We start from the raw sequence: 19,543 nt of genomic DNA on the forward strand, positions 1-19,543 counted from the left end.
ATGCACCCTTTTTTAATTACCAACTATTCTATTTTATCCTAAATCATTAAGTTTCGCAAATTGAAACTAGTCTTTTCTTTTGCCAGTACTGCTGTATAATGCTTGGCCAGGCAGTGGTAGGTAACCAGTTCGTGTAAACGGGGGCTGGCTACGAAAAACCTGTTAAGCATCATATGGAGCAGGTCACCGGTTAACTTTTGCAGCCGGTACGACCGTTGGGCCGTGGCCTTGCCACAAATGATCCGTATTTCTGTACAAATATTTTTTATTTCGGTATCGTACTGGCTGAACTGGTCATAGATCAGGTCGGCCAGTGGGAATGCGCTGGCAGTTTCATCCAGTATACCTGTGATGGCCTGCTGATGTTCCCTGAATTTATTGTTTAGCTGAAACTGGAAGTCGCTGTTGCCATTGAACTCTCTGAACAGGCTGTCGCGCAGTGTGCTGAGCAGTTCCAGCTTTTGTTGAACGGTAAACCCCAGGTTTTCGAGCATGGTATCTGTTGCCTTTACTGCAAAGATCCACCGGTAAAACTCCTGGTTACCGCTTTGTATATGTGGGAGTAGTTCCAGTACCAGTTCGCTGTCGTGGTAAAAGAGCTGCTCGCAAAGTTCCATCGTTTCAGTGCCATAGCGTTCCAACTCGCGCTGATAGGTATCGAACTGGATTTTATGGACGATATCTTCGTCGATATATTCCTGGAAAGCCTGGTTGATTTCATTGATAACGGTCTGGCTTTGCTCCGGATCGGTGAGATGGAAGCGGAGGCGCAGGTGGTTATCGGTATCTACGTATCGTACGAAGAACCATTTGTCGATGATTTCGTCCAGTTTCAGGTTATTGATAATAGGGTAAACTTCTGTGGTCAGCAGTTTATCCACCCATTTCGGGCCGCAGTAAATTTTAGCATACAGCCATTCAGAGCCTGGGCTGAATGTCCTTTTGACACTGGTATGCTGGTTTTCAGGAATGGCTGTTCTGCTTTGTGTATATGTACTATTATAGAGAGGGACGATGATTTCGTTGCAGAAAGCACCTGATTCCGACCGGATGAAGAGGTGTTCTTCTTCCAGGAAAGGTTCATAAAGTGTAACATTTCCTTTTTTGAGATAGGAGATCAGGAGTTCCTGGGCCAGTACACATGTCAGGTCGAGGAACAGTTCATTGTCTGATTCTGCAAGGATTACCTTTTCAGGTATATTATTTTTTTTAAGGAGATGGGAGAGCTGTTGCTGATCACCTCCGTCGTCCTGGAGAAAGTCTTTACTGAGCAGTCGCCATTGTGCCCTGCGGAGGATAACTTCTTTATACCTTACACGAGGCAGGTAGGGAAGGTCCCGCAGGATATTCCAGTCCCAGGCGATGTTAAGGCTTTCCTGCTGGCTTTGCATGGCGCAGAGGAATTTATACACGCTGAGACTGTTGGTAAAGTTATGTGCGCTGGTGAGTCGCGGTACAATTTCTTTATTGAGGGATTTAGAAAACAGGATGATGTTGTCATTGACTACGTTTACGTAGATATCGCTGACAGGTATTTGGAATTCCTTGTCCAGGGAGGATGTTCCGAGGAATGGGATTTCGTAGTCGTACAGTTTGGGGCGAAGTAAAACGTTACCGGTACGGCCTTGTGGGAGGTGGATAATCTCTGCGATTATTTTGTCTCCCAGCAGCATTTTTTCATAGGCTGCTATCTGGCGCATGTGATCGGCGAGGGGTTCACTCGAAGAGCCGAAGCGCCCCATTAGGGGAAGGGCGGAAGGACCACCGCAGCTTTTGAGTACGAACTGGAAATCGCCTTCATCCAGGTTACTGGTGTTAGCAGCGATGAGTGTACCCATGGCGGTGGAAGTAGCCGGCAAGCCGGTCGGGTTTTCGGGGGTCGCTTCCAGCAAGTCTTCAGATGTAAGTACGATTTCGGTTAAATGATGTTGCTGAGCCTCTGCAAATTTTTTCAGGACCAGCTTATGGTGATTGGTCCATTGATTTTGGTTGAAAGAAGGAGCTGAGGGGAGAACAAGATCATCGATGACCGGGGTATAATTGGACTTGTCACCTGTAACGATGCCAAAGCCAATTCCATTTTCACTATCCAGTACCGACATCAGGGGCATTTCTTTCCCGTCGTAGCGGGCCAGGAACTTCTTTTTGAAGGTCGCTAGTTCGGGGTCTTCGCTGGAAATATTGAGGGCGGTTAGTTCGCTGAGTGTTTCTGCAATAGTGTCAATCACCCCGTGGTGGAGGTTATTGGCGGGTGTTTCATGGAACAGGTCTACCACAACAAGGTCTTTGTTGAGCAGGCCCGGACTAACTTTCTGCAGTAGTTCTCCTATAACATTATAAGGTTCATTTCTTTTCTCATAAGCAAACAAATGTTGTTGTGCTTCTGTCAACAGTTGCTGCAAGGGGGCTTTTACCCCTGTTGAATGTAGCTGTGCTGCGATTGTACTCAGATAATCCGGACCTGTTAACGTAGGATGAAAGGCCGAGACGAGTATTTGGTTTTCCACCAGCATGCTGATGAAGCTTCTGGCTTCATCAGCAGTGATAGAAAGATCCATGAGTACAGCAGTGAGCTGTTGAATGGATGCGCCGTTACCGGCAGTAGATAGGATTTTCTCTAGATAGATGTTATGGGAGAAACTACTGAGAAAATAGTGTCTTTTATTTTCCTTGATTTGGTATTCGTAGTAGCGGTAAGTGTTTCCTACCCGGTAAATGCTGCTGTTGGGAAGGAAAGTAAGTACGGCGGCGATTTCCTGGTCAGCCACCAGTTCATCGGCAATGACCGACAGGCAGTGCATGTCGATTTTTGCTTTTTTATGACGGGAGGTCTCGTTGATGGTAATAGCAGTCGGTGCATCTGTGATGCTACCGGTAGAACAACCTGCGAATAAACCATATGGTGTGCAACGAGCACTCATTCTTAATAAATATTTATATAGGGTCAGTACCAGTTTATGTTGTTTATGCGGTCGGAGTACTGATGTACCGCTTAACCAGTCCAGAAGGTTTGAATGTAGCTCCTGGCTGGCAAGATATATAGCTTCCTGCAGCACGGGCTGCTGGTAAATTCCCTTTAATGCTGCCGTTAATGAGGCTACATCACGCTTATTTCCAGAATGAAGGGACTTAATTGTGTTGTAGGACAAAAGCGGCAATCGTAGTAGATAAAAATCGAAAGACTTAACCTGCGGCAGCAATACGCGATCGTGCATGTCTTTTATTTAAAGTACAAGGTGCTAACATCTTTATCTACACAGATATTTTTTCGACCAAATTCATCGTTTACACGACGAAATGATTAACATTTCCAATATCCTGCTTAAGCAAGTTTTAGCATTTTGGTGACCTGATCCCGAAATTTCGGGAAGCTGACAGGTTTTGGAAGATATCCGTGACGCCCTCCCAACGGTAAATCTCCCAGGCTGGCAAGTGGATAGGCAGTGACTACTATAAAGCTGCAATCAGTATTTTTTAATAATTGACTCAAGCCGGTAGTTTGTCTGCCATAGATATTCACATCCAGCAGGATAAGATCTATCTCCCTGCAGCGGATCAGTTCCGAGACATCCTGCAATTTATCAGTAGCGATAACGAGCTCCATGTGGTCCATTTTGTTCAGATAGCTACTGAGTAATTCCACCGCAAGGGGCTCGTCATCGACTATTGCACAACGGTATGGCATCTCTCTCACCTCAACAACGGGATTAGTTATGATACAGGACTAGTGTCGACAGGGAAATCGTCGTAGGAATGCTGCCACCAGTGGTGTCAGTTGTTTCCGTACGATGCTGCAATAATTGATTTTTCCTTACAGAAAGATTGTTAACTGCATGAGAATCAGCTTTAGCCACGATTTCTTTACGCAGCTCGAGGGTAGGTTGCATGTTGGTGTTCAGAAACTGTTTTTTCATGGAGATAAGGGCGTTTTAGTTGTAAACAAAAATGCCGATGTTCCACTACAGTAAATTTTCTTTTAGACCAAATGCAGCCGCTACACGACGAACGTAACTGTACTTCTAATTAGCTGAATGAGTGGGTGAGCGGGTAACTATTCTTCTCCTTCCCGGGCATCTGAGGTAATGCCCAGCCGTTTATTCAACTCGGATTTGTATTGTTTTGAAATGATTATCGTATGGTTATTTATGAGTTCGGCGGTGTTGCCAATGATATTTTTAATCGCATTTAACTGTACTATATAGGACTTATGTACCCTGATAAACTGGTTGTCGGGCAGTAAGTCCTCCATATGCTTCATCCGCTGATAAATGATGTGCGTTTCCCGGGCCGTTACAATTTTGATGTAGTCCTTCATGCCTTCTACATAATAAATATCATCGAAGATGACTTTACTTAGCTTCTGACCATCCTTCACAAACATATAGGTTGCCGGGGAGGATTTCTCTTTCCCGGGTGCTGCTGCGGGCTGTTTCCGCTGTTGTAATATCGCTTTGGCTTTATTGATTGCCTTCAGCAGCCGGTCAAATCCAAAAGGTTTCATCAGGTAATCCACTACATCCAGCTCATAACCTTCCACCGCATAGTCCCTGCTGGCGGTAGTAAATATAACCAGGGGAATATGAGAGAGCGACCGGATCATTTCCACACCATTGATGTTGGGCATTCTGATGTCGGAAAAAAGCAGGTCTATGGAATCCTGTTGCAGAATCTCCAGGGCTTCCAAGGCATTTTCACAGGTTGCCACCAGCTCCAGCTGGGGAACTTTACTGATATAGGTTGTCATTAATTCTCTGGCAAATGGTTCATCATCTACCACCAGACATCTGATCTGCTGCTCCATTTATTACTTTAATTAAGATTTAACGATAGGGTCACCGAATAAGTGTCCTCTTCATCCTGAATGTCCAATTGATGTTTGCCCGGATAAAGCAACTCCAGCCGCTTGCGGGAATTGGCCTGACCAATCCCACCCACTTCTTTTGGTACATTGTTCACACTGTTCTTACTGTTACGCACACTCATAGTGAGGAAAGACCCGCTGGCACTGATCCTGATAGCAACATGGCACTTGCCGTCGTTGCCTACATGACTGTACTTGAACGCATTTTCAACAAATGGAAACATCAGCAAAGGACTAATCAATTGCTCACCCACTTCCTCCTCATTATACTCAAATATAATGATTGCTTTTGCACCGTAGCGCACCCGCTCCAGTTCTGTATAGTTTTTCAGGAAAGCCACATCATCCTGTAACTCCACCATCGGCGTATCAGAATCATATAACGTATACCGCATCATCTCAGATAAATGCAAAATAAGATCCGACGCCTGTTCCGCGCCTTTTAACGACAACATGTAAATATTGTTCAGTGTATTAAAAAGGAAATGCGGATTCAACTGCGACTTCAGAAAATTTAATTCCATGTCCAGCCGGTCTTTTTCCAGCCTTAAAGTACGGGTAATATGCCGGATAATATCCAGCACCAGCTTAGCTACAATACAAGGCGCCACGGATGTAGTGAATGCCCAGGTCCCCCTCAGCATGCGGTGAATGGCCGGTTTGCCAAAAGCACCGTCCGCAATAATCCCCTGCGAAATTGCACGCACCCCCGGTGTAGCAACGTTCAAATGATTATAAATTAATACCGTACTGTAATAATTAATGACGTGAAAAGCCACGAAAGGTACCAGCAACAATATAATCCCCGGTACATACTGCCCCTTTACAATAAAAATGGGGACAACCAAATACATCACCCAGTAAAAACCAAATGCCACCGCCAACACATTCCGAAAGGCAAATGCCTGGCAAACAAGTAACGATTCATTATGAGAAATGACTACAGTAACAGTCTGTAATATATATAATAATAGCCACATAAGAATATGTGCCATTATACTCACCCGTCGGGTAAAGAACTTGTCAAATGCCCCCGAGGTTATCCATCGCATCAGCCAGTTACCCTGCTTCGTTCCGGATGTAACTAAATTATGTCTAGCCGTTATGGACATTGGTCGAATAATATTTCATGAATTCTAAATTCTTTCGTGCTTTGTAACCAAAATAAGAAAAAGTAACAATTCATAAATTAATTATTTGTCGGGAGCACTTATGTTTTACAATACCAATTTTTTTTACTCAGCTGGAACGATATAACTGTTTAATGTAGTGATATCACCTGTTTTGTATATATAAAATATTATTATAATTCAAAAGCAGAATTACATCCACTGAAGTTTCATCCCTCAAAATACCCTGCCGGAAAACCCTTCCAGAGTCGCAAATCCATAGATGGATTTGCGGCTAATGCAGGTGTTAAGACTGTTCCGCCGGAATAACCTTCTACAACATTGGACCATTTAACCCTCCATTTTCATCGTTAACCCCAACTTTTTTCCATTACCAGTAAAGACACTATCGCCATGCACTCGTTGCATGCCACTACCTATAATTACCCTTTTTGCTTTTCCTTCAAACATAACAAGGCCTCCACCGGTGATCCGGGGAGGCCGTTTTCGTAGTGTTAATCAGTATCTTCCTATAATAACTTTTCCAACATCAGATCCAATTCCATCATTGACGCATCAAAATTGCCGGAAAACCCGCTTAATTTATACCGCACATTACCGCTCCTGTCAATGATGAACTTAGCCGGAATACCTTTGACCTGGTAGTCAGTAGCTACCTTCGCTCCCTTATTATCAGCCATGGCCTCATCCAGCAGCACATCAAACCGGTACTTATTTTCCCTGATGTATTTAGCCACCAGGTTATGGCGCTCCACCGGATTAGCTTTCTTCTCCCAACAATTAATGAACAGAAAAACAGCTTTGCCCTTATATTTGTCCGCCGCCGCCTGCATTAACGGGAACGACCCTACGCAGGGACCACACCACGTAGCCCAGAAATCCAGCACTACCACCTTGCCCTTCAGGTCCGCCAGCTTCCACGTTTTCCCGTTAAGGTCCACCAGTTCAAAAGCAGGTGCAACATAGTTCGTGTCGGCATGCGCTACCTCCGCGTGGTACTTACCGCGCAGCTCCTCACTCAGTGAAGCCGTCAACGCATCGTAATCAGCCGGTTTTCTGCCCGCAGCCTTCCATGCCTGCTTAAATAATTCCCGGCTCTCCTTATCACTCCTGCCTTCTTTTACCATCCCCTGTAATATTGCTGCCGCACTATCCGCCTGTTTATTCGCCAGCAAAATTTTCGCATAATACGTCAGGTCCTTGTTCTCCTTCACATAACGCAAACGGTAGGATGGTTCCATATAGGAATAAGCCGCCGGATAGCGTTTTGTATCATACAATAATGTAGCATAGCCTACACTAAACGTATAATAATCAGCGCTGTCCATTCTGGCACCACCCTTTGCCCCCGCTAAATCCTGCAGGTACAATTGTTCTGCCTCGGCTAACCTGCCCTTCTTTATCAGGGCATTGCAGGTAGGCCTGATAAACTGCCGCCTCATCATTCCCGGAGGAATGGCAGCAAACGTATCCAGCGCACCAGGCTTATCCGCCATAATCATTTTGGTCACCACCACAGAACGGGCAATCTGGTAAATGTTCGCGTTCTCCGGGTTTTCCTTTTCCGGGTATTTCGACAGCAACCGCTCAAACAGCATCCTGGCTGTATCCGCATTACTGGCAGTGTCTATCGGTGTAAACTGCCGGAAAATCTCCTGCATCATGTTGGGCTTTTTCGCTGCTGGTGTTGTCTTCACCTGCGCCTGCGCCTGACCATCCAGGTACATACAGGCGGAAAATACCGCAATAGATAATAGTTTCTTCATAATGGTTGGTTTAAGATTTTTTATGTTCCAGGATAATATCCAGCTGGTCTAATAACTTTTGTCCGCGCAGGTTGCGGGCTACAATCCTGCCCTGCGGATCAATCAATACGTTCTGGGGAATAGCATTGATAAAATATTGCTTTGCCACTGCCGACTTCCACCACTTCAATTCAGATACATGCGTCCACGTTAGTCCGTCTTTTTGAATGGCAGCAAGCCAGGCGGCCTTTCCATCTTCCTTATCCAGACTGATTCCAAGTACCGTAAAATTTTTAGGACTGTATTTTTTATAAGCCGCCACTACATGTGGATTCTCAGCTCTGCAAGGCCCGCACCAGCTGGCCCAGAAATCAAGGAGCACATACTTGCCTTTATAATCATGCAGACTTACCATCTTCCCGGAAGTATCAGGTAAACTAAATACTGGCGCCATTTTACCAATTCCCAAGGCTTTCATTTTTTCTACTTCTGCCAGGTAAGCTTTCACTTCCGGTACTTCCATCACGGCTGGCGATAACTGCTTCATTGCCGCATAAATTTTCTCTGGCTCATTGCTGCCACCAATCTGCCGGCGTACAATATCATAACTGATCATAGAGCCAGGATAGGTATGCAGGAAGATCGAATCGTTTTTCATCTTCAAACGGCCAGCCATACCAAACTGCCTCGATACAGCAGCTTTTAAGGCAGTATCCGTCTGGAAGGTAGCTGCATGAATTTTAATGGTGTCCGAAATGGCTGCGGTAATGCTATCCGCTGCGTGATTCAGTGCCATATATTGCTGATAATTTGGGTCGGTAGACCTGTCTTTTTTCTGTGCCTGAGATGCCATGACACCCGCCAGCAGCAGGCTTGTAATTACAATTGTTTTACGCATTATTTTCTGTTTTTATATTCCAGGTCCATCACTTTCTTAAAGCCGGTATAAACCTTCGTATAGGTATTGTTTACAAAATCGCCGGTGTTGGAAATGGAGAAGGAGTATACTTTTCCTTCGTTATTTTCCAGGGTACCTACAGTGATGGTTCTGTTATTGTCCGGATAGCTGATCAGTAATCCCTGTGCCATTTTCAGGCGCATGGCAGTAATCTGTGTACCGCCAGGGAAAGTATATACCAACCTGGCCTTTTGTGCCGGAATATCCAGCAGGTATACCTTGTTGCCTACTGCATAATAAATTTGCAGATAGATACCCGAGGAGGCAAACAGCTTTGCATCCTTTATTTCCGGTGCATCCACCACATCATACTTTTCGGCAGCCATATTCGTGGCGGCAGTGTTGAGGCGGTATACATAGAATTTATCAGCATTGTTATCTTTGAACAGGCAGTTATGATAATCATTATTGCTTTCGCCGGCATATACCAGCGTTTTGCCTACATTGGCCAGGTCAAAGGCAGATCCGGCAGGACTAACCAACGGAGTTATTTTTCCAGCAGTGTGAGAAAGGAAGCGTTGATTTTTAGTGTCATAAAAGATTGAAAAATCATTGTTCATCATGGGTAGCACATGTGGAGATATTACATAATCCCCTTCCAAAGGAGCGCCGTACCTGCGCGTGCCTCCACTACCAAATGGCAGATAATGAACCTTTCCATTGTTAATGAGAAAACCTGCTACGCCGAGTTTATTATAAAAAATGTTGTTTGGTGCTATGGTATCTGGTGTACTAAAGAACCAGTTTCGATAGTCCAATTGTTTCTTAAAGGAAACATAATCCATGGATACACCTCCATCTTTACAGATCAAAAAGATATCCTGGATACCTGTATAAACATTGAGTACACGTACGCGAAAACCATTTGCAGGCAGCTTTTCTCCATTTGCCGTCTGGTAAATATTCCGCATCACACTGGCATCTGGCCTGATAAGGGATAATTCCTGATCATCTCCTTCTCCTTCCAGGACTATCCAGCCTTCGCTATAAATACCGGATACCCGCATAAAGAATTTTTTAAAGGTGCTGATGCCAGTTTTCTTTTCCGTTGCGGTAAACAAAAGCACATAATCGCCGGGATTTACCTTTACAATCGTATCGATGGCCATGCCGAAACCAAGCGTATCATTAGAGCCCCCATTAACGTACGGGAAGACGGTCCAACGGTAGCTATAATCACTCCCAGGCATGGTTTGTGTAATCGCCACTTCCATCTTAATTCTGTCGAACTGGTTTACCTGGATGGAATCAGGTGTGGTACTGCTGATAGCTAATTCATTAATGGGATGCAGATCGTAATTGCCTTTGTCTTTAAAACAGCCTGTGAGTACGATCAGTAACAGGCATAAACAATTGTATAGCTGACGTGTCATAATATTAGTTTTATCCTGATCTTATGGGAACACAACGAGTTCACCGTTTTCATCATATAAAAACCCATGTTCATTTTCATAGGCATAGAGTGCATTGCGGCATTGCTGCAACAGATTTCTTTCGGCGGGATAGTCCAGTCCTGTGTAATCAGCCACACCACTGGCTTTGATGATCAGATCATACTTCACATTACTGTATTTGCCAAACAGGTTATCGCGCCAGCTGGATGGTTTGGACAGAAAATCGTTGAGCCGTACCAGGTATTTCAGCTGATCGTCCACACCGGTTTTAAAATCGGGGGAGTTAGTAATCTGTATCCACAGGCGCATTTCTTTTGTTTTCAAAATCGCTGCCCGGTTTACTTTTACCGGGATAGAACCGGTGTAACTATTAGCAGGAATGATAGCAGGTAATATTTCAAACGTAGCAGGATCCGCTACAGAAGTTGCTGTAATCAGCTCACAACCTACCTGTCGGTCCGTTTTTGCAGCTTCTCCTATGATGCGCAAGGGGAGGTAAATCGTATCGGATTGTATGCTATCCGGTACTACCGCAAAGGAATAGGTGGTACTGTCGTCGGTAATGGTTTTAAACCGAACGGCTTCATAAAAATAAACCAGCGCAGTGGAACTATAGGCCTGCAGCGATTCTTTCTGACAAGCACCCAACAAGATGATCAATGAAAAAAGATATAATAGTCGTTGCATATTTTAAGTTTTATCCGTGGTTGAATTCAATTTCATCGTCAGGGACAGGCAGTACGTATACCGCTTCACTGCCGGCAATACCGGAACCTGCAATTTGTGTACTGTTCTTACGCTTGTAGTAAAAAAACAGCTGTCCTTCCTGGTAGAATTCTTTTCTGTATTCCTTAAAAATTTCATTGTCTAACTGCTCTGCAGTCAGGTTGGTGGCTAATACCGGCAATCCGCGGCGCTGCCGCACCTGGTTGAGCAATGTTGTTTTCTCTGCGAGGTCGGCGGTGGCCTCTGCAGCTATGTAGTACATCTCGGAATATCGGAGAACCGGTACACGTCGAATGGCATTGCCATTACCGGCCAGGAGGTCATCCAGCCAGTATTTTGCCGGATATTTAGTAGCACTGCTACCTTCTGTTTTCCAGAGGTATAAGTACCGGTAATCGGTGCTTCCGCCGGCGGCTATCTCATATAGTGTATTGATGAAAGCTGTTTTGTTGGTGAGCACATTGTTAGTGCCTGCCGTGCTCTTAAACAAGCCTGTATTGATTTCTTCCTGATTGGCAGAATAAACGGAAAATAAATGCTCTGTTGAAAACAGGCGGTCAGGATAAATGGTGCTGACCGCACTCACATCTATAAACGTAAATTTACCTCCATCGATAACTGCCTTGGCCATGGCATAAGCATTCGTGAGGTCGCCTTTGTACAGGTAGATGCGGGCCATCAATCCGGTAACCGCCCAGTAATTCATGTGATTGCGCGTGTGCGACAAAAACAGATCTGCGGTGCCGTTGTTGAGGTTTTGATATACTGTTAATAACTCTCTGGCAGCGGAGAGGTCTTTCAGACAGGCATTCAGCACCTCATTCATTGGGAGATTGGACTTCACCGTCATGGAAAATTCCGTAACGTAAGGAATGCTTTTTTTGTCCAAACCTAATAACGGTACGCCACCAAAGGCTCTTAAAAGGTCGAAGTGCAGTAATGCACGTAACCCCAGCGCTTCGCCTTTGATAATGTTGTAATTGTTATTTACAAACAAGGCTTTGTGGCTGTCAACATTAGCTAATAGGTTGTTGAGGTTGGCGATAGCACTATACCCCTTGGACCAGTACTCGTTAATCAGCGTCTTAGCTTTGGTATCAGTATACTGATAAGCGCCCGCCTTATTATAGATATGAAAGGAATTGGAAACATCGTAGTTGCCGCCTAATACATCCATCATGCCCATCGTAAAATTTTTCCCATACAGCGACGTATCAGAGATGGAGACATACACACCAGTGAGTGCGTCTTTAAATCCCTGTTCATCTTTCCAGAGGTCTGATTCGTTGACGTAAGTTTTAGGCTTCACATCCAGCCATTTGCTGCAGCCGGTGCTGCAGAGTATTACCAGTAGCAGCCAGTATATTGATCTGTGCATAGTAGTCATCAGCAGTGATTTAAAAAGTGGTGGTGAGATTGAAATTGATATTACGGGCAAAAGGATAATCCAACCCTCTTTCCACCTGGATGGTAGATAATCGGAATAGATTGTTCATCTGCAGATTCAGCCGTGTATTTTTGAAGTGCCATCTCTGGGTCCATTTATCCGGCACCTGGTAGCCGAGCGACAAACTTTCCATTTCTATGAAATTGTTGGTTTGTACAAATCTGGAAGTAGCCAGGGTGGGACTGGTAACAGAAAAACCATCCAGATCGGTGAGGCCTTTGAAGTAGGTGTAATCGCCCGGATTTTTCCATCTGCCCAGCAGTACGCGCTCATCCACATTAAAGCGTATGTCGGCATTTTCCACGCGGTCGGCCAGGGTTTGGTTGTACATCTTACCACCGTATTGGTAGCTGCAATACACACCCAGTTGTATGCCTCTCCAGCTTACGTTGGTGCCTACGTTTCCGCTCACATCAGGCAATGCATCGCCCACAATTACTTTGTCGGCCGCATTCCAGATGTAGGTGCGTGCACCAGCTTTGTTGATATAGATTTCCTTTCCGGTACCTGGGTCAATACCTGCGGAGCGTACGGCCCATATTGCGTTTACAGATTGTCCTTCTTCAAAGCGCAGCTGAGGTTTTGTTTGAAGGTTATTATCCGTTTTATCGTTGTTGGCATTCATTTTTTGTAAGGAATTTGAAATCTCTTTGATTTCATTTTTATTGTGAATGCCATTCACGAATACACTCCAGAAGGTTGATTTTTTGTCATTCTTAATCAGGAATACGTTGATATTCCCTTCCAGACCCCGGTTTTGCAGCTTGCCGATATTTTCTTTATAAGAAGACACGCCGACGGAAGGAGGGGTGTTAATATCCAGCAGGAGGTCGTTCGTAGTTTCCAGGTAAGCATCCAGCCGGATAATCACTCTTTCTCTTAACAGGCTAACGTCCATGCCTATATTTTTTTTCATGGTTTGCTGCCAGCGGAGGTTCGGGTTTCCATACGATAATAAGTTGGCACCCAGCATGCCGAGGTAATCGCGGTTGGTATTGTAGCTATAGGTGGAAGTAGCCATGTAGGGAGAGAATGTTTGGCTACCGGTGGTGCCCACGCCACCACGTAGTTTCAGCCGATCTATAATGCTACCTTTCATAGCGCTCATGAATGCTTCCTCATGCAGGTTCCACCCCAGACCTAAAGCCCAGAATGGGGCAAAACGGTTGTCTGCACCAAACTGCGTAGAGCCATCCATGTTAAAGGAGAAGTCGGCCATATAGCGGCGATCGTATGTATAGTTCAAACTGCTGAACATAGATGTTCTGCGGGTAATATCATTTTTCCCACTAGGCCTGGAATTGCGCAGGTAAGTGTTTCCCAGGAAGATTTCGTCGAGGTTGGTATTGGGGAATCCGCGTACTGACATGCCGGAGGCGCGACTGGTTTGTTCCGCGGCACCAGCGCCAATAGTGGCGAAAAACAGCCCGTCGCCGATTGTTTTATTGTAATCCAAGGTGGCGCTGGCATCAAAAGAGAAGAAGCTGCCATTAGTTTTATCGTAGCTGCCCCGCTCCAGGTAAGCCTGTGAGCCGTAATCAACGACGTTGATAAAGGCGGTATGGTCTGCCGGCAGGAATTTATCAGACTGATCTGTTTGATTGACGATCCCCAGCTTACCCGTGAATTTAAGGCCATTGTGTAAGCGCCATTCCAGGAAAGTATTGTTGGTGATACCGAAATATTTGGCATAGTTGGAAGTACCCAGGGATGCATCATACAGCGGATTGGCAACGCGGGTGCCACCTGCATAACCGGGAGTGGTAAGGTAGTCCAGCTGCTTTTGTACGCGTCCATTTGAGTCGTACGGCGTCCAGTAGGGATTCAGGCGGGTATATTGAGAGTAAGCGCCATAGGGCGATTCATCAGAACGATTACCCGTTACCGTTAGTTGATTGCGCACCAGCACATTTTTACGGCGATAGGAGAGCATCATACCACCTTCATAGGTTTTACGTCCGGAGCCGATCATAACACCCCTGTTGTTGGTGTAGCCAAAGTTGACCGCATATCGTAAGTACTGGTCGCCTCCTTCTACATACAGTGACTGGCGTGTGCCCACACCCGTTTGTACCGGTTGCGATAACCAGTAGGTGTTTACCCCTTCTTCTATGGCTGATCTGCGTTTGGAGTATAGTTCATCATAAAATTGCTGGTAGTTGGCATTGGAGCCGATATATCTGCCTGATAATCGTTCTACTTCCAGTTTGTCAGCAGCATTGACCAGGTGGTAAGGAGTGAGGTCAGGAGCTGTAACCTGTAAGGTGGCGGAATAATTTACAGTGAGCTTACCGGGCTTTGGCTGCTTGGTATCTACTACTATCACGCCGTTGGCAGCACGGGAGCCGTAGGCGGAGGTGGCCACCGCATCTTTGAGGATAGTCATGCGTTCAATACGGTTGATATCCAGGTCATATATTTTCTGCAGACTTACCTCAAAACCATCCAGGATGAAAAGGGGCATACTGGGATTGGTTTGGTAGGCAGACATAAAGTCTGCGCCAGAAGCAGGTACGCCGCTACTGGCGCCCTGCACGGGGAAGTTATTGGTCCCACGAAGGCTGATTTGCGGGAGGCGGTTGGGGTCACTGCCGAACTGCACATTGTCCGGTATACGCATAGCGGGGTCAAATACTTTCAGTGCATCAAAAACACTCATTGAGTTGACGGTACGCATTTGTTCGCCGGTAACGGAGGTGGCTACACCGGTGAAGTTTTCTACCGGGCGTTTAAACAAGCCGGTGGTTACCACCACTTCATTAATGTTTTCCACGGCAGTGAGCAGGGCGATGTTGCCAATGTCGGTGCGGCCATTTACGGCGAGTTCCCGTTTTTCATAGCCTATGCTGGAAACCACCAGCCATGCGCCATTGGGCACATTACGAAACTGGAAATTGCCGGTACCGTCGGAGAGGGTGGCCGTGTTGGTGCCACGCACCAGGATGGTGGCGCCGGGTATAGGCTTACCACTTTCGTCGTGAACGCGGCCTTTCAGCGGCTGATCTGACTGGGCAACGGAATGGTCGCCACCGGCTTTGCGCTGGCGGATGATTACCGTGTTTTCCATGATTTCAAACTCCAGTGGTGCATCCTTCAAACAGGCTGACAGTGCATCTTGCAGGGAGGTTTGCTTAAAATCTACGTTGATGCGTTTCTGTTGGCGTACAACCTGCAGGTTGTACACGAAATAATAGTTGGTTTGTTTTTTAAACGACTTAAAAACTTCGTCCAGTGATACGTTCTGGGCTTTCATGGTTACGCGTTGTGCATACGTGCCGGCGCTTAAAAGCAGGCAGATCAACAGTGTGAAGGCAAACGGAAATTTGCAGACGTAATGCCAGGGCATACGTCTGGGCTTCACGGCTTTGTGCAAAGCAGTCGAATTCATGGCTAGTGTTGGTTTAGGGCCATACGATGCCTGATGCGGTGCCGCATAGCATCGGTAGACGGTAAAATGAATAGTGAAACGTTGGTTGGTGGATTGGCCTTATCCTCCTGGCCGGTTTCTGTTATGTTGGTTGATGGTTGTTAAATCTTTACTATCACCTTATTTCCCTGAATGATAAAATGAATGTTTCCTGTTTTTTCTAATAGCGCTAATACTTCTGATAATTTTTTAGTCCGGGATATGGTGGCCGCCACTTCATATTTGGCGATATCTCCCTGGTATTCGACTGATGATATGTCGTACCAGCGTTGCAGCTGGATCATGATGTCCTTAATGTTGCCATAGAACTCGAACCGGCCTTCTTTCCAGGCGATGGTTTCACTGATATCCACGTTACGTACAGTTAAATCGCTGCCGGCAACGGATTGCTGGCCCGGTTCCAGTACTACACTTTTTTGGGGAGATGATACCTTAACGGCTCCAGAAACCAGTGTGGTGGCTATGTTTGGCTCGTCGGTATAGGCTTTCAGGTTAAAGCTGGTACCGAGTACCTGTACTTTTACATCTCCGGCATTTACCATAAAGGGTGCAGCTGCATTTTGAGCGATGTCGAAATAGGCTTCACCGCTTACTTCCACTTCCCGTTTATCTTTCGCAAACGTAGCAGGAAAGCGTATTTGCGAGGATGCATTCAGGGTAACACTGCTGCCATCGGGAAGGGTTAATACAAACTGCCGGCCCCTGGAAGTACTGATGGTATGGTAGGTAATGTCAGTTTTCGTATTACCGTCAGGGTTATACGATACGGCGCCGTTCTGCATGCTTAGTCTAAGTCCATGGCTATTGACTGTGCTACCGTTGTGGAGGCTATCCAGCGAAATAGTGGTACCGTTAGCCAGGGTGAGCGTAGCGCTGCCTTTCACGGCTGCGATGTCATGATGGGTGGCTGGTTCTTCAACCGCGGTGCGGCTATTTTTTTGCCATAGGTATAAGCCGGCTGTGATGAGTACAGCAATGGTGGCGGCTGCCGTCCAGCGTCTACCGGAGCGGAGTGCGCGAATTTTGGGAGCTGCAGCAGTTTCGTGTATACGAGTCCGTAGCCTTTCGAGGCTCTGACGTCTACCTGACTCCTGATCCTCATTGCCCACAAAACTTTTTTCCCTGGCCGCAAGATCTATGGCGGCGGCCAGTAACGTGGCATTGGCGGGGTTTTCCAGCATTTCGTGAAATGTGGATAACTCCTGGGCGGATAAAGTATCCGTTAAATAGCCATCGAGTAATTGTTCAAAAGTTTTGTTCATGAAAGGCAATGATTTTGGTTTGGCCTTTATACTACCACGCAGTAATCAGGCTATAGTCCCGAAAAAAAGTGAAATATTTTTAAAAAATCTGGAAAGCCCTTATCAGCAAAGGGATGCCGGTCCAGTATAAATAACCGTTGCGGTGCAAATAGGTCCGGATGGCGTTAAGCGCAATGGTGATGGTATTGGCCACTGTTTTTTTGGAAAGCCCGGTTTGTGCGGCAATCGCTTCGTGACTGAGGCCTTCGTCGCGACTCATGGCAAAAATCTGTTGCTGCTTCTGCGGCAGGCTGGCCAGGGCCGAGCTGATGACGGCCGAGGTTTCTGTAATGGAGGCTGCCGGCAGCTCTTGTGCCAACAGGGTCCCTGTCATATATTGTTGCAATTGTTTCTGCCGGGTAGCATCCTTGCGGAGATGGCTGATGATTTCATTGCGTACCATCACCATCAGGTAGGGGGTAAATTCTTTTATTTCCGTTAGCTGCGTGCGTTTGAGCCAGAGCTTAATAAAAACTTCCTGGATAATATCCTCGGCCATGGCGGGAGATTTCAGAAATGCCAGGGCCAGGGAGTACACCTCATTCCAGTAGTGCTGGTGGATTTGGGCGAAGGCCGTTTCATCCCCATCGGCAGTCCTTACCAGCAGTTCACCTATGCTTATATTTTCATCCCTCATCCTGATCTTGGTTGTGTCCGTGGTAAAATAAGAAAAAAAATAGGTTTTAGGGAGATGGGAATGCTGCTGGCACTATCTTTTGCAGATCACCAAATAGAAGGGATAGCTTTCTGTGATGTCCCTGATTTCTGTTAATCCGTATCCGCTAAATTCTGCTGTTACTGCTTCTTTATCGTAAAAGTACATGTTGATACCGCCAAACATTTCGTATCGGTCTTTGCTGATATACTGGCCTTTGCCGTAGGTCTGTGCTTCTTTGGTGATCATGGTAAACACCATATGACCGTTATCTGACAGCTGATTATAGCAATCGCTGATCAGTTTTTTTCTTTCTGTTTCATTCAGGAGATGGATGAGTGCATAGCAGAATATGCCATCGAACATTTTTGTATCGAAAGGCATATCCGTTACGGAACCGTGGTATATTGGCAAGTTGCCGCCAAAATGTTTATGTGCTATGTCGATAGCGGTTTGCGATATCTCTATACCTGTTACCTGCATGCCATTTTCGAGGAATGGCTGTGCGTTGCGGCCGTAGCCGATACCGGGAATGAGTACGGACTTTACGTTATTTTGAATAAAGTAGTCTTTAGTGACCATGGCAGAATGGGCGGGTGTGAAGCCCCACATTTCTTGTTTTTGGGAGAAGGCAGCTTCCCAGAATTCGGGTGTTCCGTGGTTGGTCATGGTGAAAATTTGCAACAAAGTTACAAAAAATGGGGTTTCGCTGGATTATTCGCCACATAGGATGCGGTGAATAATGCTTATATTCACCGCATAATTTGCGTAGAATGTCTATCTATCAATTGCAGCAGTGGCCGGAATTCACCTGGGACAGCGAGCAGATAAGCGCGCTGCTAGGGGAAGTGCGCCATAAGCAGGGCAGATTGTTAGGGCAAATGGAGCACCTGGGCTTTCCGTTACAGGAAGAAGCGTTATTGCTTACTCTGACTGCGGATGTCCTTAAGTCCAGTGAAATAGAGGGAGAGATCTTAGATGCCGACCAGGTACGTTCTTCCATTGCCCGGCGGCTGGGAATAGAAATAGGCGGGTTGGTGCCATCCGACAGAGATGTGGAGGGTGTGGTGGAGATGATGCTGGATGCTACGCAACATTACGATAAGCCGTTGGGGGAACAGCGACTTTTCGGCTGGCATGCATCCTTATTTCCGACGGGTTATAGTGGCATACATAGAATAGTGGTTGGCTCCTGGCGGGATAATACCAAAGATGATCCAATGCAGGTGGTATCAGGTGGTATGGGGCGTGAAAAAGTCCACTTCCAGGCTCCTGACTCCGAAGTACTTCAGCAGGAAATGGATCGTTTTTTAACCTGGTTTAATAGGAATGAAACAATCGACCCTGTAGTGAAAGCGGCGATTGCTCACCTCTGGTTTGTAACTTTGCATCCTTTTGATGATGGCAATGGTCGTATAGCCCGTGCAATCACGGATATGCAGTTAGCCCGTGCTGATAAAAGTCCGCAGAGGTTTTATAGTATGTCGGCTCAGATCAGGATTGAACGTAAGGAATATTATCATATCCTGGAGCGCACCCAGAAAGACTCACTGGATATTACCGGGTGGCTTATGTGGTTTCTATCCTGTCTGGATCGCGCAGTGAGCGGTTCGGATAAGATTCTGGCTACTGTTATCCGCAAAGCTAAATTCTGGGATAACCCACAGACACAAACGTTAAATGACCGGCAGAAACTGATGCTGAATAAGCTCTTTGATGGTTTTCACGGAAAGTTGACCTCTTCGAAATGGGCTGTCATCACTAGAACCTCACAGGATACGGCTATCAGAGATATACAGGATTTGATGGAGCGGGGATTGCTGGTGAGAGAGGAAGCAGGAGGGAGGAGTACGAGTTATGTGTTGCGGGAGGAGAGAATTAATTAAATACGATTGAACC

At 46.1% G+C, this 19,543-nt stretch carries 15 protein-coding genes; 1 reads left to right on the top strand and 14 read right to left on the bottom strand.

From position 1 onward, the window contains the following. Positions 1–38 precede the first annotated feature (38 nt). From KW844_RS27175 to KW844_RS27240, 14 genes are all read right to left on the bottom strand, one after another. Positions 39–3,215 carry a lantibiotic dehydratase gene (locus KW844_RS27175; RefSeq protein WP_218379921.1) on the bottom strand — a complete coding sequence of 1,059 codons (3,177 nt, stop codon included), beginning with the start codon at positions 3,213–3,215 and terminating at the stop codon, positions 39–41. Between the two features lie 107 nt (positions 3,216–3,322). Next, entirely contained in the window at positions 3,323–3,685 is a 363-nt protein-coding gene (locus tag KW844_RS27180; RefSeq protein WP_255578653.1) for a response regulator, read from the bottom strand. 22 nt (positions 3,686–3,707) lie between these two features. Next, positions 3,708–3,914: a hypothetical protein gene (locus KW844_RS27185; RefSeq protein WP_218379923.1), complete on the bottom strand. Its 207-nt coding sequence runs from the start codon at positions 3,912–3,914 to the stop codon at positions 3,708–3,710. Positions 3,915–4,051: 137 nt separating this feature from the next. Beyond that, complete coding sequence (locus KW844_RS27190) at positions 4,052–4,801, bottom strand: LytTR family DNA-binding domain-containing protein (protein WP_218379924.1); 750 nt, start codon at positions 4,799–4,801, stop codon at positions 4,052–4,054. 8 nt (positions 4,802–4,809) lie between these two features. Then, positions 4,810–5,589 carry a sensor histidine kinase gene (locus KW844_RS27195; protein WP_218379925.1) on the bottom strand — a complete coding sequence of 260 codons (780 nt, stop codon included), beginning with the start codon at positions 5,587–5,589 and terminating at the stop codon, positions 4,810–4,812. Positions 5,590–6,500: 911 nt separating this feature from the next. Further along, on the bottom strand, positions 6,501–7,757 hold the full coding sequence (locus KW844_RS29310) for a TlpA disulfide reductase family protein (protein ID WP_218379926.1): 1,257 nt from the start codon (positions 7,755–7,757) through the stop codon (positions 6,501–6,503). A gap of 10 nt (positions 7,758–7,767) precedes the next feature. After that, positions 7,768–8,634 carry a peroxiredoxin gene (locus tag KW844_RS27205; RefSeq protein ID WP_218379927.1) on the bottom strand — a complete coding sequence of 289 codons (867 nt, stop codon included), beginning with the start codon at positions 8,632–8,634 and terminating at the stop codon, positions 7,768–7,770. Next, positions 8,634–10,067, bottom strand: coding sequence for a PKD-like family lipoprotein (locus tag KW844_RS27210; RefSeq protein WP_218379928.1), 1,434 nt, complete (start codon positions 10,065–10,067; stop codon positions 8,634–8,636). Before KW844_RS27210 ends, KW844_RS27205 begins: the two co-directional genes overlap by 1 nt. Positions 10,068–10,088: 21 nt before the next feature. Continuing rightward, the gene (locus KW844_RS27215; RefSeq protein ID WP_218379929.1) at positions 10,089–10,775 is read right to left on the bottom strand and encodes a DUF4843 domain-containing protein; all 687 of its coding nucleotides are present in this window, start codon (positions 10,773–10,775) and stop codon (positions 10,089–10,091) included. 10 nt (positions 10,776–10,785) lie between these two features. Continuing rightward, positions 10,786–12,201, bottom strand: a complete 1,416-nt coding sequence (locus KW844_RS27220; protein WP_218379930.1) for a RagB/SusD family nutrient uptake outer membrane protein — start codon at positions 12,199–12,201, stop codon at positions 10,786–10,788. A gap of 10 nt (positions 12,202–12,211) precedes the next feature. Further along, positions 12,212–15,649, bottom strand: a complete 3,438-nt coding sequence (locus tag KW844_RS27225; RefSeq protein WP_218379931.1) for a SusC/RagA family TonB-linked outer membrane protein — start codon at positions 15,647–15,649, stop codon at positions 12,212–12,214. A gap of 140 nt (positions 15,650–15,789) precedes the next feature. Then, positions 15,790–16,950, bottom strand: coding sequence for a FecR family protein (locus KW844_RS27230; RefSeq protein WP_218379932.1), 1,161 nt, complete (start codon positions 16,948–16,950; stop codon positions 15,790–15,792). 79 nt (positions 16,951–17,029) lie between these two features. Next, positions 17,030–17,626 carry an RNA polymerase sigma factor gene (locus KW844_RS27235; protein ID WP_218379933.1) on the bottom strand — a complete coding sequence of 199 codons (597 nt, stop codon included), beginning with the start codon at positions 17,624–17,626 and terminating at the stop codon, positions 17,030–17,032. A 72-nt stretch (positions 17,627–17,698) separates the two neighbouring features. Next, a complete protein-coding gene (locus KW844_RS27240) occupies positions 17,699–18,313 on the bottom strand; it encodes a bifunctional 2-polyprenyl-6-hydroxyphenol methylase/3-demethylubiquinol 3-O-methyltransferase UbiG (protein WP_218379934.1) in 615 nt (204 codons plus the stop codon). 104 nt (positions 18,314–18,417) lie between these two features. Here KW844_RS27240 and KW844_RS27245 point away from each other — a divergent pair, with 104 nt between their 5' ends. Further along, positions 18,418–19,530 carry a Fic family protein gene (locus tag KW844_RS27245; protein WP_218379935.1) on the top strand — a complete coding sequence of 371 codons (1,113 nt, stop codon included), beginning with the start codon at positions 18,418–18,420 and terminating at the stop codon, positions 19,528–19,530. The last annotated feature ends 13 nt before the right edge of the window (positions 19,531–19,543 follow it).

Source organism: Chitinophaga sp. sic0106 (genome assembly GCF_019219075.1).
In the GTDB taxonomy this organism is placed as follows: Bacteria; Bacteroidota; Bacteroidia; order Chitinophagales; family Chitinophagaceae; genus Chitinophaga.

Excerpts from the sequence above, each read along its gene's own strand:
- KW844_RS27175 (WP_218379921.1), bottom strand. The coding sequence starts at position 3,215 with ATGCACGATCGCGTATTGCTGCCGCAGGTTAAGTCTTTCGATTTTTAT.
- KW844_RS27180 (WP_255578653.1), bottom strand. The coding sequence starts at position 3,685 with ATGCCATACCGTTGTGCAATAGTCGATGACGAGCCCCTTGCGGTGGAA.
- KW844_RS27185 (WP_218379923.1), bottom strand. The coding sequence starts at position 3,914 with ATGAAAAAACAGTTTCTGAACACCAACATGCAACCTACCCTCGAGCTG.
- KW844_RS27190 (WP_218379924.1), bottom strand. The coding sequence starts at position 4,801 with ATGGAGCAGCAGATCAGATGTCTGGTGGTAGATGATGAACCATTTGCC.
- KW844_RS29310 (WP_218379926.1), bottom strand. The coding sequence starts at position 7,757 with ATGAAGAAACTATTATCTATTGCGGTATTTTCCGCCTGTATGTACCTG.
- KW844_RS27205 (WP_218379927.1), bottom strand. The coding sequence starts at position 8,634 with ATGCGTAAAACAATTGTAATTACAAGCCTGCTGCTGGCGGGTGTCATG.
- KW844_RS27210 (WP_218379928.1), bottom strand. The coding sequence starts at position 10,067 with ATGACACGTCAGCTATACAATTGTTTATGCCTGTTACTGATCGTACTC.
- KW844_RS27215 (WP_218379929.1), bottom strand. The coding sequence starts at position 10,775 with ATGCAACGACTATTATATCTTTTTTCATTGATCATCTTGTTGGGTGCT.
- KW844_RS27220 (WP_218379930.1), bottom strand. The coding sequence starts at position 12,201 with ATGACTACTATGCACAGATCAATATACTGGCTGCTACTGGTAATACTC.
- KW844_RS27225 (WP_218379931.1), bottom strand. The coding sequence starts at position 15,649 with ATGAATTCGACTGCTTTGCACAAAGCCGTGAAGCCCAGACGTATGCCC.
- KW844_RS27230 (WP_218379932.1), bottom strand. The coding sequence starts at position 16,950 with ATGAACAAAACTTTTGAACAATTACTCGATGGCTATTTAACGGATACT.
- KW844_RS27235 (WP_218379933.1), bottom strand. The coding sequence starts at position 17,626 with ATGAGGGATGAAAATATAAGCATAGGTGAACTGCTGGTAAGGACTGCC.
- KW844_RS27240 (WP_218379934.1), bottom strand. The coding sequence starts at position 18,313 with ATGACCAACCACGGAACACCCGAATTCTGGGAAGCTGCCTTCTCCCAA.
- KW844_RS27245 (WP_218379935.1), top strand. The coding sequence starts at position 18,418 with ATGTCTATCTATCAATTGCAGCAGTGGCCGGAATTCACCTGGGACAGC.